10 protein-coding genes and 1 pseudogene are annotated in these 14,544 nt (G+C 49.7%); 5 read left to right on the forward strand and 6 right to left on the reverse strand.

Going from position 1 to position 14,544, the window contains the following annotated elements; genetic code table 11:
• Positions 1-46: 46 nt before the first annotated feature.
• The 3 genes from AC1S5B_RS22155 to AC1S5B_RS22165 form a co-directional block, all read right to left on the reverse strand.
• Positions 47-235 (reverse strand): hypothetical protein, encoded by a 189-nt coding sequence (locus tag AC1S5B_RS22155; RefSeq protein ID WP_482037851.1) that lies wholly within the window; start codon positions 233-235, stop codon positions 47-49.
• A 329-nt stretch (positions 236-564) separates the two neighbouring features.
• Complete coding sequence (locus tag AC1S5B_RS22160; protein WP_482037852.1) at positions 565-738, reverse strand: hypothetical protein; 174 nt, start codon at positions 736-738, stop codon at positions 565-567.
• Positions 739-744: 6 nt separating this feature from the next.
• Positions 745-1,278: a hypothetical protein gene (locus AC1S5B_RS22165; protein WP_482037853.1), complete on the reverse strand. Its 534-nt coding sequence runs from the start codon at positions 1,276-1,278 to the stop codon at positions 745-747.
• A 382-nt stretch (positions 1,279-1,660) separates the two neighbouring features.
• On the opposite strand from AC1S5B_RS22165, the gene AC1S5B_RS22170 reads away from it, so the two are divergent.
• The 4 genes from AC1S5B_RS22170 to AC1S5B_RS22185 all read left to right on the forward strand — a co-directional run bounded on the left by AC1S5B_RS22170 (position 1,661) and on the right by AC1S5B_RS22185 (position 7,879).
• Positions 1,661-2,695 carry a diguanylate cyclase domain-containing protein gene (locus tag AC1S5B_RS22170; protein ID WP_482037854.1) on the forward strand — a complete coding sequence of 345 codons (1,035 nt, stop codon included), beginning with the start codon at positions 1,661-1,663 and terminating at the stop codon, positions 2,693-2,695.
• A gap of 21 nt (positions 2,696-2,716) precedes the next feature.
• Positions 2,717-4,729, forward strand: a complete 2,013-nt coding sequence (locus AC1S5B_RS22175; RefSeq protein ID WP_482037855.1) for a response regulator — start codon at positions 2,717-2,719, stop codon at positions 4,727-4,729.
• A gap of 532 nt (positions 4,730-5,261) precedes the next feature.
• Entirely contained in the window at positions 5,262-5,513 is a 252-nt protein-coding gene (locus AC1S5B_RS22180; protein WP_482037856.1) for a hypothetical protein, read from the forward strand.
• Positions 5,514-5,875: 362 nt separating this feature from the next.
• Positions 5,876-7,879, forward strand: a complete 2,004-nt coding sequence (locus tag AC1S5B_RS22185) for a DUF4158 domain-containing protein (RefSeq protein ID WP_482037857.1) — start codon at positions 5,876-5,878, stop codon at positions 7,877-7,879.
• Between the two features lie 32 nt (positions 7,880-7,911).
• Here the strand turns inward: AC1S5B_RS22185 and AC1S5B_RS22190 are convergent, their stop codons facing one another.
• Entirely contained in the window at positions 7,912-10,893 is a 2,982-nt protein-coding gene (locus AC1S5B_RS22190) for a Tn3 family transposase (protein ID WP_482037858.1), read from the reverse strand.
• Positions 10,894-10,992: 99 nt separating this feature from the next.
• Here AC1S5B_RS22190 and AC1S5B_RS22195 point away from each other — a divergent pair, with 99 nt between their 5' ends.
• Positions 10,993-11,589, forward strand: a complete 597-nt coding sequence (locus AC1S5B_RS22195) for a tyrosine-type recombinase/integrase (protein ID WP_482037859.1) — start codon at positions 10,993-10,995, stop codon at positions 11,587-11,589.
• Between the two features lie 88 nt (positions 11,590-11,677).
• Here AC1S5B_RS22195 and AC1S5B_RS22200 read toward each other — a convergent pair whose 3' ends face one another.
• Positions 11,678-13,063 (reverse strand): hypothetical protein, encoded by a 1,386-nt coding sequence (locus tag AC1S5B_RS22200; RefSeq protein WP_482037860.1) that lies wholly within the window; start codon positions 13,061-13,063, stop codon positions 11,678-11,680.
• 158 nt (positions 13,064-13,221) lie between these two features.
• Positions 13,222-14,436, reverse strand: a pseudogene (locus AC1S5B_RS22205) (ISNCY family transposase); the annotation flags it as partial.
• Positions 14,437-14,544: the final 108 nt, after the last annotated feature.

The following is a 14,544-nucleotide window of genomic DNA, read 5'->3' on the forward strand; positions in this document are numbered from 1 at the left end:
CCTATAAAGTATAGAAAACTCATTTGCTAAAATATGAATAAAGCAGTTAAGCGATAACCTTTTCTTTCAACACTTCCAAGCATGACCGCACAGTGACCGCTTTTGCCTTTTTCAAATAGAGCGAGATCGCTTCTCTCAGCACTTCAGATTGAGTTTGCCCGGTCGCATCTTGAATCAGTTGCAGGGCAGTATAATGATCGGGTGGAATTTTCGCGGCAATGTGAAAATTTTTCATCGCGATTAATCAGGTTAACTTGTGACCCATTTCCCCTTCTCCACTTCAAAAAACAGAAGAGTAAAAACAGGGTGTTAGTCCAAGTTTAGTCCAAAAGTCTGGACTGATTCTGAAAGCCTTGTATACCAATCAATAGAGTGGCTTGATTAATTGCGCAACAAGCAATTAGTCTACGAGTTTATTGGCTTTCAGCCTTTTTGGGCAGTGAAGTTAGTCCAATCAGAAAAGCTGATTAATTGCCCGATCATAATACCCAGTTATCAGAAGCATGAAGTTCAAGGGGATTTTGGGTAGGTTGTCAGACCCGTGGCAAATAAACCAGTATCCATTCAGATATCATCATAGCCGCAGGTAATGAGTAAACCAGGTTGTTTGAGTCTCTGAAACTCAACGCGATACCCCGATGGCAACTTGGGAACCAGTAACCAAATTTGATGGGTAGACTGCCCCGCACAAGATCCAATGCCACTCGTTACGGTGTGGGTATAGGCGGCGACGGTCATCCTGCGTCACACTGACGGCAAAAGCATACCGCCGCTCGAACATCCGCCTGGGATGATGAAGTCTCGCCCGATCAACATCCACTTTGCAAAATCGATCTGGGTCGCTGTATTCGTTCTACATTCAGGTGAATTCCAACGTAGTGATTTCAGCGTTTGCTCATCCTGAATTACAACACCTTTATCTCTTTCCTGGGGAGCGATCTCAGCCATACAACGCCCAATATCATAAGGGCGCACCCTCAACATTTTGCCAGCATCACTACTAGGGATGACGGCAACAGATCTCCCCGCAACAATCACTCCCATAATGCAGCAAAAACAAAGAATCAATGCCGTGATGTTTCTGGTGACCAGTTTCATGCGCGATTTCCTTTTCTCCAACAGAGATTGAACGAGTTTGCCGTACCGCTTGGACCAGCGGGCGCATTTGAGCAGAAAGTTACGGTTTAGGCTGGAATCTTTATCCGACAAGGCTTTCATTTCCCGTGAAGTCAACAACAAGAAAAACGACCGTTTTCTTTGTGCCGAGCTTTTTGCCACAATGAGGTCTTGATTAGCACAAGAAAACTCATCAAGAAATCAAAATCAGGTTACATGGTCAGCTCTAAGTTTCCTGATACATCGAAACCGTAACTTTCTGCATGGATGCGCCCGCTGGTCCAATAACGCCACCGCTAGGTTTACCGTATCGTTTGTGAGCGGAGAAGCCGCTTTCACAACCCAGATTAGCTCACCAATATAGGAATCAGAAATTCCGGCATTGGGATGGGGAAATACTTTTGGTTGAAGTTACTGAGAGATAATTACGGACTTTCTGTTAAGACTTTAAAGAAATTCACGAGATGCCAGTGAATTAACGGTTTAGATGTTGAGCCTTGAAAGGTCATCCTGGAACATCGGGCTTTTCCTAAAGAAGGGATCAATGGCGCAATGTACTGAGAGTTTGCTGATTGTGGATGACCAACTCGACAATTTGCGGGTACTGGCATCTATTTTGAGTGAGCAAGGATACAAGGTCAGAAAGGCGTTAGATGGAAGCACAGCGATGGAATCTGCCCAGGCTCTGCCGCCTGATTTAATTTTGTTGGATGTAAAAATGCCGCAAATAGATGGCTATGAGGTCTGTTTGGCGTTGAAGTCTTTTCCCCAGACCTGTGAGATTCCGGTGATTTTTCTCAGTGGTGTGGACAGTACAGCTGAGAAAGTGAAGGCGTTTACCGTTGGGGGTGCAGACTATATTACAAAGCCGTTTGCGGCGGAAGAGGTGTTGGTACGAGTCAAGCAACAACTGACGCTGCGATCGCAAAAGTGGCAACTGCAACAGGAGATTCGGGAGCGGCAGCAGGCAGAGGCAGCCCTGCGACAAGCAAATCAAGCATTGGAGCGGTTAGCTAACAGTGATGGGTTAACTCAGATTGCCAATCGTCGCTGTTTTGATCACGTTTTAGCTCAGGAATGGCAGCGGCTGCGGCGAGAACAGGCTCCGCTATCCCTGATTTTGTGTGACATTGACTTTTTTAAGCTCTACAACGATCGCTATGGGCATCTGGCAGGAGATGATTGCCTGAAACAGTTGGCTCAAGCCATTGATCAGAGCATTCGTCGTCCGGCAGACTTGGCGGCTCGCTATGGTGGCGAAGAGTTTGCGGTCATCTTGCCCAATACAACGACAGAGGGGGCAGTGTGTGTGGCAAGGCACATTCAGGTAACGCTGGCAAACTTAAACATTCTTCATGAGCGGTCTCAGGTGAGTAATGTTGTTACCCTGAGTATGGGCATTGCCACGTTCGTTCCAACCCTTGAATCGGTTCCAGAGGATCTGATTGCAGCAGCGGATCGAGCGCTGTATCGCGCCAAAGCTGAGGGGCGAAATTGTCACTGCGCTTACCAACCGCCTGATGCCTTGGCGAGTCACACCCCTGACAGGATCGAAGACCTGGATGTCGTCTGGACTTGATTAATCCCCTTAACGATCGCCATGAAGATCCTGGTTATAGACGATGATGAAGCGGTTCGGACTTTGCTCTCAAAAACGCTGACCAGCTATGCTCACACGGTTGAGGTGGCAAGCGAGGGTCAAACGGGGTTCGATCTAGCCACTACTTACACCTATAACCTGATTATTTCGGATGTTTCATTACCCCAGTTGGATGGCATCAGTTTGTGTCGTCAACTGCGGGCTAAGGGCGATCACACTCCAATCCTCCTCTTAACTGAAAGCGATACCAGTGCCAATATTGCCCTGGGCTTAGATGCCGGAGCCGATGATTATGTGATCAAGCCGTTTGCCCTGGTGGAGTTGATGGCACGGGTGCGTGCCCTATTGCGGCGCAAAGATCTGACGCTGGTTCCGGCTGAAATCGGGTGGGGCGAGTTGCGGCTCAACCCGGCTACGGCGATCGTCACCTATCAAGGGCAACTGCTGGCGCTTACACCCAAAGAATATGGTTTATTGGAACTGGTGCTGGGAAATCCCCAACGGGTGTTTAGCCGCAGCGCTATCCTCGATCTCATCTGGTCATCAGATGTTTTGCCGATCGAAGGCACGGTCACCAATCATATCAAAGAATTGCGGCAAAAGCTGAAAGCGGCTGGGATGACCGTAGATCTGATTGAAACAGTGTATGGCTTGGGCTACCGACTCAAGGCTCCGCCTCAGCAAAATTCTTTCACCTTAGACAAGACACCCGCACAACAAACGGCGGATTCTGGCTCTGGTCAATTTGCCAGGGTGATGATTGTGGATGACGATCGGGCAACGCTGGAGGCGATCAGCTATGTGCTGCGACCCTGGGGACTGGAGGTGATTAGCCTCAGTCAACCAGAGCAGTTTCGGCAGGTTTTGCTGGCGGCAACTCCAGATCTCCTGATTCTGAATTTGGAAATGCAGACGTTTAACGGCATTGAGCTATGCCAGAAAATCCGGCAGGATGCTGCCTGGGGGGATTTGCCAATTTTGGCGATGACGACTCATACCGATGCCAAATCGGTGCAAAAAATATTTGCGATCGGCGTGGATGATTTTGTCAGTCAGCCAATTGTCGGACCGGAACTGGTGACGCGGGTGGTCAGTCGGCTAGAACGCTTGCGTTATCAAAAACAGACACGGCTGCAACCGGGTACGACTTCCCAACCCCAGGTGAAGATGCCTATGAAATCTGCGATCGCTGCTACCAGCCTGCAACAGCCAATCTCCACCACTCATGCCAACCTGTTGTTAGTGGATGATCAGCCCGACAATTTACGCGCCCTTTCTGCCATTTTGGATGGACAAAACTACAAAGTTCGTAAAGCAATCAGCGGGGAAATTGCCTTAGAGGCGATCTCCAGCCAACCCCCCGACTTAATTCTGTTGGATGTCAAAATGCCCGGAATGAACGGCTATGAAGTCTGCGCGACCCTCAAAGCCAGCGAAAACGCCCGCCAAATTCCGGTGATTTTCCTCAGCGCTCTGGATGACACCGCCGACAAAATGAAAGCCTTTGCGGTGGGCGGAGCCGATTATATCACCAAGCCCTTTCAGGCAGAAGAGGTGTTGGCGCGAATCAAGCATCAATTGATGATTCGGCAGCAGCAACGGCAACTGGCAGAGCGCAATCGGCAGATTCAATACGCCAGAGAGGTGTTGCGCGAGAGCGAGGCACAGTTCCGCCATGCCTTCGATCGCCTGACGATCGGGTTTGGCTTTGTCGGGTTGGACGATCGCTGGCTGAAGGTGAATCCGGCACTGTGCCAACTGTTGGGCTATACGGAATCTGAGTTGCTGACCGCAACGGTAACGGCTCTCATTCATCCAGCCGATGGAGAGCAGTGGCAGCAGTGCTTTCAGCAGCTATTAGAAAATGAGATGACTCACTGCCAACTTGAACTGCGGTTTTGTGGCAAGGGCGATCGCAGCCTGCGGCTATCGATCAATCCATCCCTGGTACGCGACAGTTCCGGTCAACCGCTCTACGTTGTGACTCAGATACAAGCGATCGGAGACCTCTGATTTCTGAGCTTTCCGACTTCTTCCAGGGTTGAACCATTGCGAAGCATGTCGGATTGTTTCGTTCTCATAAAAAACATCACGACATTATAAGTCCATTACTTTCTTTACCTACGCTCAAAGTGTTGATGCTGTGAGTGTGATTGAACCTGTCAACGCATCGACGCGGTATCCCAGTTATTAACAGGTTCTTCAAGGAGTGGTGAATTCTATGACAAATTGCCCCTGCTGTTCTAATCAAATGCTGCGCCACATTCGCAATCACGAACGTTACTGGTTTTGCCGCACCTGCTGGGCAAAAATGCCTCCAATTGCATTAAACTACAACCTTTTGACTGTGGTAGCTGAAGATATCGCAAGCTACCGTCGAAACTATGGGGCTTGCCCTCTCCTGGAAGCGCTTGCTTCAGTTTGACTGGCTTGCCTGATTGACGAACCAAACTCAACTGCCCTCGCCCCAACCGCTCTTCCTGAATGCTCGAAGGGCTTGCAAACGCAGATTTTGTTCCGGCTCTTTTACCCGCCCTTGACTCCTATGACAGAACCCACTGCCTCTCAATCATCCATTGCTTTGATCGTGTTTCTGCGATCGCTCTCCAAGAAACTTAGCCTCGCTGTGATTCTGATTGGTGCGCTTGTCATTCTGGGGTGGGTATTTGATATTCCATTCTTCAAAACCGTATTGCCCAAATTGCCCACAATGAAAGCGAATGCAGCATTTTGCTTCATTTTGGCAGGAGTCACATTGAGAGCATTGCAGGGGTATGACACCGTTCCTGGCAATTAAGTACCACATCGGCTGAAACCTTTTCTTGGTGGAAGGTCCAGACTGTGATCTTGCCAATTTTAGACCCAATTGATGAACAGAATCTGCTGCGAGGGGATAGTGGCGGTGCTTGATTGATAACTTCTGCTCATCTTGTTTTTGGTGAACACTGATTGCGTGGGAGGCAATGAGTCAACGATGAGATCGGACTTTGGAGTGCTTAAAACCTGCAAGATTACGCTTGTAGTATCAGGTTCTGGAAATGAATCAGTCCAGAACAAGTCCACTCCACTTGTAGTACGTTTTTTTCACCTTCAGTAGAACTTATCAATGGTTGTCTGCTACCCTCCAACTTGCTTGTTTGCAGAATGTGAGGAGTTTGTATGCCCAGTCCCCAAGATACCGCCTACCCACGCTTGAAAAGTAGCTTAAGTTCCAAAGAGTTGACCTCCATCTACACACCCAGTCCAGAAGAGTTGTTGCTGTCGAGTCGAGTCACCAAGAACCAGCAATCGCAGGTGGGGTTTCTGGTACTGGTAAAAACCTTTCAGCGCCTAGGGTATGCGGTCCCTGTTGCGGATGTACCGATAAATATTATCCGCCATATTGCAACGACTGCCGAGCTAAAACTCCGTACCGATACCTTATCTGCCTATGATGCTTCGACTAGCCGCAAGCGGCATCTGACCATCATTCGACAATATTTGAACCTGCAAGTTTTTGGTCAGACTGCCCGACAACAGATGAACGAAGTCATGGCGGATGCAGCACGGACTAAACACGACTTGGTGGACTTAATTAATGTGGCAATTGAAGGATTAGTTCGTCAACGATTTGAGTTACCTGCCTTCAGCACCCTGCTGAAAGCCTCTCGGCAAGCTCGCAATCACGTGACTCAGGCACTGTACCAGCAGGTTATGAACAGCCTTACCCAGGCAGAGTGTGGGCAAATTGATCAACTCTTTGAAGCGGAGGCAGTCACTCACACAACGCCCTGGCATCGATTGAAACAAGACCCCGGTAGACCCACCCTGACTCATTTACAGGTGTTGATTGATCGCCTCAAGGGGTTAGCTTCCTTACGTTTAGGAAAGACCGCGCACCAGTATATCCCCGATAGTAAACTGCGACATTTTGCGGCTGAGGCCCAAACCCTAGATGCCAGTGGGATGAAAGAATTGCCAGTGGCAAAACGCTACACCCTCGCGATCACCCTGCTCAACCAACAGTACGCCCGGGTGCTCGATGACTTGACGGAGATGTTTATCAAGCAGATGCAACAACTGCACCATCGTAGTAAAGCAGCCCTGACCCAATATCGAGTTGTAAAGCAGGCAAACACAGATGAACTGATTGCCACCTTGCGCGATTTGGTGCTGGCTTATCAAAGTGAAGGTGATATGCCGCAACGCTTTGCTGCGATCGCCACCGTCGTTGGAGAACACAGTCAAACCCTTTTGGAGCAATGCGCAGCCCATTTGACCTATGAAGGGAATAACCACTTTCCCTTATTCCAAAAATTTTATAAAAGCCATCGGGCAACCCTGTTTCGGTTGCTGGAGATCCTGCCGCTGCGCTCTAGCACACAAGATGACAGTCTGATAGAAGCCGTTGCTTTTATCCAATCTCAGCGCACGGGTCGGAGTCCCTGGGTTGCCACAGTCAAAAAAGAAGCGACGGGGACACCCGAAGAACATGGGGTGCCACTACTAGATCTCAGTTGGATTGAGGGCAAATGGTGGTTTTTGGTGACTGGGCAACGGCATCGCACCCCTTACCCCAGCCAAATCCATCGTCGCCACTTTGAGGCATGCGTCTTTTCACAAGTCCGATTGGAATTGAAATCGGGCGACCTTTATGTCGAAGGGAGTGATGCCTATGGTGACTACTACAGTCAGTTGATCTCCTGGGAAGACTACCACGCAACGGTGGCGGACTACGGGCAATTAGTGAACCTACCAGTGGACGGACAAGCGTTTGTCAGCCATGTCCAACAGGAATTGGCATTGCAGATTCAGACGACCGACCAGGCGTTCCCTGCTAATACCGAGGTGGAGTACAAAAAAGATCGACTGGTGATCCATCGCCGCAAGCCGCAACCACCGAAGGGATTAGCAAAACTCAAAGCCCTGATCAGTGAACGCCTGACCCCAGTCAATTTGCTCGATGTCCTCACTGACACTGAACTGTGGCTGCATTGGACTCGCTCGTTTAAGCCGATCTCTGGCTATGATGCCAAGCTCAAACAACCCGCCGCCCGTTACCTGGCAACAACCTTCTGCTACGGTTGTAACATTGGTCCTAGCCAGATTGCCCGCTCACTGAGCGAGTTTGATCGGCGACAGTTGGCGGATATTCATCATCGCCACATTGATGACTCCAAGTAGGCTTAGTTTTAGCAACGGAAAAATTTTGGTCGTTAAGACTGAAGCCCAGGCTGGCGTAGCTCTCGGAGTTGCTGTTTCTTGCCAACCTGCTCCTGGTTAAAGTGATACCGTCCATAAACATTGATGTGAGCATATCGAGTGGGCCAGATATGTTTCAACTCTTCATCCCCTGGAAATTGCCCCTCTTGCTTCAACTGTTGAACCACCTTCTCGATGTAAACCGAGTTCCAGACGATCACCGCATTCGTTACTAAATTCAGGCAGCCAACCTGATTGTGTAGTTGTTCATCCTGCTGCCCTCGGATTTCTCCCTGATTGGCATAACACAGATGAGAGCGCAGGCTATGTAGTGCTTCCCCTTTGTTGAGCTGGCGATTGAGTCTGCGACGATTGGTCTCGTCGGCATACCAACGCAGAATGTGAATGGTCTTGATCAACCTGCCATACTCCTGCAGTGCCCGTGTCAAGGGATGTTTGCGTGGGAACGCCTGCAATTTTTGCATAATCAGCGAAGCCGTTACCCATCCCTGTTTGAGTGACCCTGCTAACCGCAACATATCATCCCAATGCTGAACAATCCGTTCTTGATTGATGACGTTGGAGAGATGGCTTTTGAGGTTAGGGTAGTTTTCCAAATTAACAGCACTGGTGCGGTAAAGCTGCTGGTCTGCCAAATCGCGAATGCGGGGGGAGAATTGTAAACCTAATAAATCAAACAAGGCGAAGACGACTTCGGTGTATCCTGCGGTGTCAGTAGTATGCTCCAGAATCGGCAGTTCAGTTTCGTTATTCAGAATCTCGTCAAGGACGTAGGTGGCATCTCTAACCGTCGTTGGCACTGCTTTAGAGCCATACTGCGAGAATTGATCACTGGTCCAGCTATAAAATGTAATGCCTTTGCCATAGCCGAAATAGCGCGGAACTGCCCGCCCCTGCCGCACCGACCCTTTAACTGGGAATCGTTGCCCATCCGATGAAGACAACGTCCCACCACCCCAGAGTTGACTTAAGGGTTGGCGGTAGTGGTAGTTCACCAGTGCATCATTGGCTTCCCGCAACGTGTCTTCACGAATATACCAGGTGTTGCACCAACTCAAATGAGGATAGGACAGTGCCGCAGACGTTGCCAGTTGCTTTAATTCTAGGTTGCAGGCTTGTGCCAAGAGACAGCCATATAGATGCAGCAACAGGTGATTGTCTCGATGGGATGATCCGCCGAGGTGTTTGAATGCATCTGAGAAGCCTGTCCAGCCATCAACCTCAATCAGCAAGTCTGTAATGTCGAGTTGAGGTAAACGGGTTGAGATCGCCTGAGCCAGTTGCTTCAATTCAGCAGATCGTTCCTGAGCTTCAATCGGTGACAATACCAGTTCGCCCTTTTCTTCTCGCAAATCTCCATCTGGGTCATTCAGTAAGGTTTCTACCGCATCCATTAAGGAGAACAATTCGGTTTCCCGTTCTGCCAAACGCGCTTGAGCCTCAAGGGGTGTTCCCAGGAGGTTTACTGTCTGATCACGTTGGACAACCCACTTCTCTTGGGGAATGAAGTAGCTCTCTAATTCACTAAATCGACGGCTATGGGTCAGGTAAATTGCTCCAGAACGTAATTCCTGCCGCAGCATCCACAGAGCAGCCAGCTCGTAGTAGCGACGATCTATCCCGTCGGGTTGCACCACGTAGGACAGCCATGCCTCCGGTACGAATCCGGTAGGTGCGTCATCCGGCACTTTGCGGCGAATTCCTGCATGGATCTCTCGCACCAATTGAAGCGCCTTCAGTAATCCTTGACCCTCCTGACCAGATTGGAATTGAAGCGTTGCCAGAAAGCGACTGGAGAAGTGCCGTACCCGTTGATATGACTTCCCAAAGTAGTCTACATACGCATCATTCTGTGGACGAATGAGCTGTTTTGCTTCTTCAAGTGCCGTTTGTAATTGTATCTGACTAATCTGTTCAAATGTCTTCGCGCGGATGGTATGGTCTTCTACCTCTGGGTTGAGCAGAATCTGTCCCAAATCATACAGAGTCTGAAGTTTCTCGTTAATCGTTGCAGTCGCTTTCAACCGGTCTTGTTCAAAGTGCCGCTTTGCCTCACCGTACAACTTCCAAATTCGTTGGTCTACCATCTCAATCAAGTCATCGGTAAAGTTGTAGAGAGATTGCTTGAGGAACGCAGCCAAGATGGGATATCGTTTGGCTTCATTTGCACGTTGCAGATATTGATTGGTTGCTCTGGCTCCAATTCTTGCCAAGTGGTTGATACGGTTAGGGTTGAGTTGGGTCAGCTTCCACTGATTGACTTGGTGCTGTTGCAAGAAGGCAATCTTATCAAGGGTTTCCAGGATTTGTTTGGGGTTGTCTCCAGTGGGAGTTCTCTGCAACCAGGACAAGGGGGTTCGCCCCAGATCGTCATCCACCTTCAGTAACTTGTCCAGAACCAAGCAACAATCCTTGGTCAGTAACGATTGCAAACTTTGATAGATTGTATTTTGAGCCTCGTGCCTTGCCTTAGAGACCTTATGTGCCAAGCGAGTGGTGCCGATGCGGATAATCTTGTTCTGCTTCAGGAATTCACACGCCATTGTGAACAATAACGTGGGCTTGTCATGCTCCAAAGCTCTTTGCAAAAGCCACTGCTCTAGCTTTACAATATCGGCAGTCGTGGCTCGACGATACCCTGCCAGTTTTTGAATTTGCCGTTGGTGGTGGCGTTGGGTGCTGGTGCGTTTGCCGTAAAATGCCAAGAGTTCCGCTACAATCGCTAACTGTTGAGCGACGTACTCCACAACAACTTGAGGAATTTGCAAGAGATCGTCTGGGAAAAAACCTAGATACCTTAAGCAACCCAGTTGTAGTGAAAATCCTAAACGGTTGTGATTTCCTCGAATAGAATCAATTTCCTGATGGTCAGCAGAAGAGAGTAAAAAGAAACTGTTTAATTCCTCATGGCTGATTTCTTGAGGAAAGCGATTCAATTGGTCATGATCTGCTTGCGATAGGAACTGGACAGGCATGGTTCAAAGAGGACAAACTGTCCCATTATGGTTTGTAAATGGGACAGTCTATTCCTAAAACTGCCTGAAAAAGCCGAGTTTGCGAGGTCGAGACTAGAGATGCCAACTATCGAAAATGGGACAGTTCCACCGAGACATCTTCCCAATGCTCAAAAGCGACCGCGTGAATATCTCACACCTAAAGAAGTGGAAGAGTTAATTGCGGTCGCGAAAACGTATGGGCGCTATGGGCACCGAGATGCCACCATGATCCTTCTGGCTTATCGACATGGCTTGCGAGTATCAGAACTGTGTTCATTGCGATGGAACCAGGTCGATCTAGAGGCAGGACTGTTGCACGTTAGACGACTGAAGCATGGCATTCCCAGTGTTCATCCCTTACATGCTCCAGAACTACGAGCATTGCGGAAGTTGCAACGAGAGTCCGAGACATTCCCCTATCTCTTCGTTACAGAACGGGGTAGCCCTATGACTGCTGCTGGGTTTCGTAAGTTGCTCAGTCGTATTGGCAGTCATTCGTCTCTTACGTTTCCAGTTCATCCCCACATGCTGCGGCATGGGTGTGGCTATAAGTTAGTCAATGACGGGCATGACACACGATCTATTCAGCACTACCTGGGACATAAGAACATTCAGCACACAGTGCGCTACACGGAGTTGTCACCAGACCGTTTCAATGACTTCTGGCAGGACTGATCTCCTTAACGACCAAAATTTTTCCGTTGCTAAAACTAAGCCAGTTTGAAGGGAGGTTTCCTCTGTAATCTTTCTCTCTTGACACAAACTACTTTACAAATCCCTGCATCAAGCCAAAAAACACCTCCGCTTCCGCCACCAGAATGGCATCCCCCGACTCCAACCACCGCCGCATCTTGTCCACATGAGCCGGAGAAGGAGTCAATTGTCCTCCCTGCTGTCCATACTGCTGCCAAGCCTCCAATTGAGCCGCCCGTTTATACGCCTGCACCTCTTCAATCTCAGCTAGTTTCTGCTTGACAAACTCAACCCCCTCCTGTTTCTCTTGAGTATTACTACTTATTGCTTTAGTATTCGAGTCTTTTGCACCACTCAAATGCTTGCCAGATGGCACATTACTGGACTTATGTGCTAATAAGCTTGGACACTTTGGCGCGTCCCCCTCGCGCTCAATGTCCAATTCTGGGGGGTGCGGGGGGTTATCGTTCGACTGAGCGGACTTCGAGTGAGCCTCAGCCGAACTCTTCATGCCGAAGTCCACAGGCATCAAGTATTCGGGATGCCATAAATCCTTATGCCTATAGAGCGTCGCCCCCCCAATACCGCTTTGGGTTAACGCACTAAACCTCGCCGTCGCCCCAATCGGCAGCGTATTTGACTCCAGCATTTGAGCGATCGCCCGTTTAATCCGCCCCCTGGCATCCTCCAACTGCTGCTCATGCCAGGTTGAAATCTCCGCTGGTTTGGGAGACCGATCCGGTTTACCCCTCCGCCCCTTGTATGGGAAATAGCGGGTTGTTGTTTCAACCGACTGTGCCCACTCCTCCGCCCGCTGCCGGATCTCATGCTGATGCTGGCAATAATCCCGATAACCCGGTAGAGACGTGGCAATCTCCACCATCTTCTCCACCAGCGCCTTACCCTCCAAGCCAACGCCATAGAGAATCTTGGCAAAGATGTACGTTCTTAACGCAATTCGTCCCAGAATCCGATTGGTTTGCCCCGTCCCACTCCAGCCCGGTTCAATCTCCGCATTCAAATCATTCAAGAACTTGTCCACCTTGCCCGATAGACTAAATCGCCGCCGTTTTGTCGCCCTCAGTGTCTGCCTGATCGCTTTAGAGGTGACTGGGTTTCGACGTAGACAAAACCGCCACTGATGCACAAACTCCGCTTGAGTGCTAAAGATTGGCTGCCAATCACGATTGAGTAGATAAGAACCTAACTGAAGCGGCAACCGATGCGCTGCATAGAGCGTAGGCTTGCCATCGACGAAACCGCGATCGTTGGGAAACAGTTCAAGTTGACCGGGAGAGCACACAAAGCCCGCGTTCTCCAATAGGGCTTGCACCGCTGCCGCGAGTTCATAGGACTTCTGCGCTCGTTCAAACGGAAAATAGAGATGCAGACCGCCACTATAGGAACTGGTCACGGCAATGTAGCTCACCAGTCCCAAACCTTCCAGGGCAGCCACCAGACGGGCGATCGCGAACGGGTCACGCCGGGGATGGTAGAGACTGCCGCTACAGCAATTCCAAATTCAAAAATTTAAGAGGAATCAGTGATAGGAGAGGGGTCTGCATCGGAGAGCATAAAGTCAATTAGATGCTGCCAACTATTGAATAGCAAATACTTAGTCAGGCTGAGGATGTCTTGAAAGAAACCCTTGCGAGTGCCCCGTTGGTGGCGAATTTTCTGATAAGACGTGTCCACTAGATGAAGCACTGTATGGAACAGGAAAGCCAGGAGATTGAGCGTGAGCAAAAAGTTGGCTAAATGCTGTTGCCCATGCCCAAAGTTGTGTTCGAGATGGTACCCCTTGGTTTTGAGGACATTGTGATTTTCGTTTTCGGTCTTCCACCGACTTCTACCAGCAGCGACCACTGAGGCAACGGTGGTATGACCCAAGCGATGGTGGGTGATGAAGGCATTGTGGTAGAGCACCTGAGCGTCGTGTTCCCGGGTAACGACCAGTTCGCACCAATTGACCAGCAAGGCGGGTTGAGTGTCCCGAATCGGCACGAGATTGGCATAGCGGTAGTGATAAATCGCTGGAGTGCGCTGGTGGCATTGCCGGATTTCTAGGGTCTCGAGCGCCCCCAAAACCTCAAGCACGTGCAAGCGCTCGTACAGGGCAGGGTGAGAGTCGGGTAGAGCGGTAAAAATGAAGTTTATGCCAAGCTCTATACACTGCTGAACCATCGGTTGACGACTATAGAGGTCATCCCCAAGCAGCGTTATTGGGTGTTGGGCAAATTGCCCCGCATGGGTCTGCATCCAGCGTTTAGCCGCCACCACTTCGCAGTCTTGTTTCACAGACCCATCTTGCGGACTGATAAATTCGGGGGCTAAGGCAATCACCTGCGACTGACCAGGAGCGACAATCACGGGTAGAATCGCGCTATGAAAATAGGTCACACGCCCATTTTTATGCGTTCGAGTTGAACACTGCTGACACTGAATTTTCTGCGAACTGAAATATTGCGTCCCGTCTAAGGTGACTAACAAATGCCCTCCCAAGCAGTGGTATGCCTGCAAGTATCCCCCTTGCCTCAAACCTCGATACACCTGCTCAAACACACCCGTTAGGACAGGTGCAGCCAGGTGATCCAAAATATTGCGGATTTGCGGTGTACTCGGAATTTGAGCTAACCCAAACAATGTTTGAGCGTTATCCTTGCCCTGCCGACTCTGCATTTGCCGTTGGTGCTCCAGGAAAGACTCGCACTGCATGAAAAACACGCTAAACGCTGCCAAGATTGCGTCACTCACGCTGTAGCGGGTGCCGTTACTCGCTTGCCTTGGGTCTTCAATCCGACTGATGGCTTGATGCAGATAGCCTAACAACACCCCAAAACTTAAAGGCAATGATTCCATCACCGTGCTCCCACGAGGTGTTTCCTTATCCTCCAGTCTGATTCAGCGAGTTGTCAAAGTTTTGAATTTGGAATTGCT

Source organism: Leptolyngbya sp. CALU 1928, assembly GCF_056784215.1.

What these genes read in the sequence shown, in the direction of transcription:
- AC1S5B_RS22155 (WP_482037851.1), bottom strand. Translation starts at nt 235, where the DNA reads ATGAAAAATTTTCACATTGCCGCGAAAATTCCACCCGATCATTATACT.
- AC1S5B_RS22160 (WP_482037852.1), bottom strand. Translation starts at nt 738, where the DNA reads ATGACCGTCGCCGCCTATACCCACACCGTAACGAGTGGCATTGGATCT.
- AC1S5B_RS22170 (WP_482037854.1), top strand. Translation starts at nt 1,661, where the DNA reads ATGGCGCAATGTACTGAGAGTTTGCTGATTGTGGATGACCAACTCGAC.
- AC1S5B_RS22175 (WP_482037855.1), top strand. Translation starts at nt 2,717, where the DNA reads ATGAAGATCCTGGTTATAGACGATGATGAAGCGGTTCGGACTTTGCTC.
- AC1S5B_RS22180 (WP_482037856.1), top strand. Translation starts at nt 5,262, where the DNA reads ATGACAGAACCCACTGCCTCTCAATCATCCATTGCTTTGATCGTGTTT.
- AC1S5B_RS22185 (WP_482037857.1), top strand. Translation starts at nt 5,876, where the DNA reads ATGCCCAGTCCCCAAGATACCGCCTACCCACGCTTGAAAAGTAGCTTA.
- AC1S5B_RS22190 (WP_482037858.1), bottom strand. Translation starts at nt 10,893, where the DNA reads ATGCCTGTCCAGTTCCTATCGCAAGCAGATCATGACCAATTGAATCGC.
- AC1S5B_RS22195 (WP_482037859.1), top strand. Translation starts at nt 10,993, where the DNA reads ATGCCAACTATCGAAAATGGGACAGTTCCACCGAGACATCTTCCCAAT.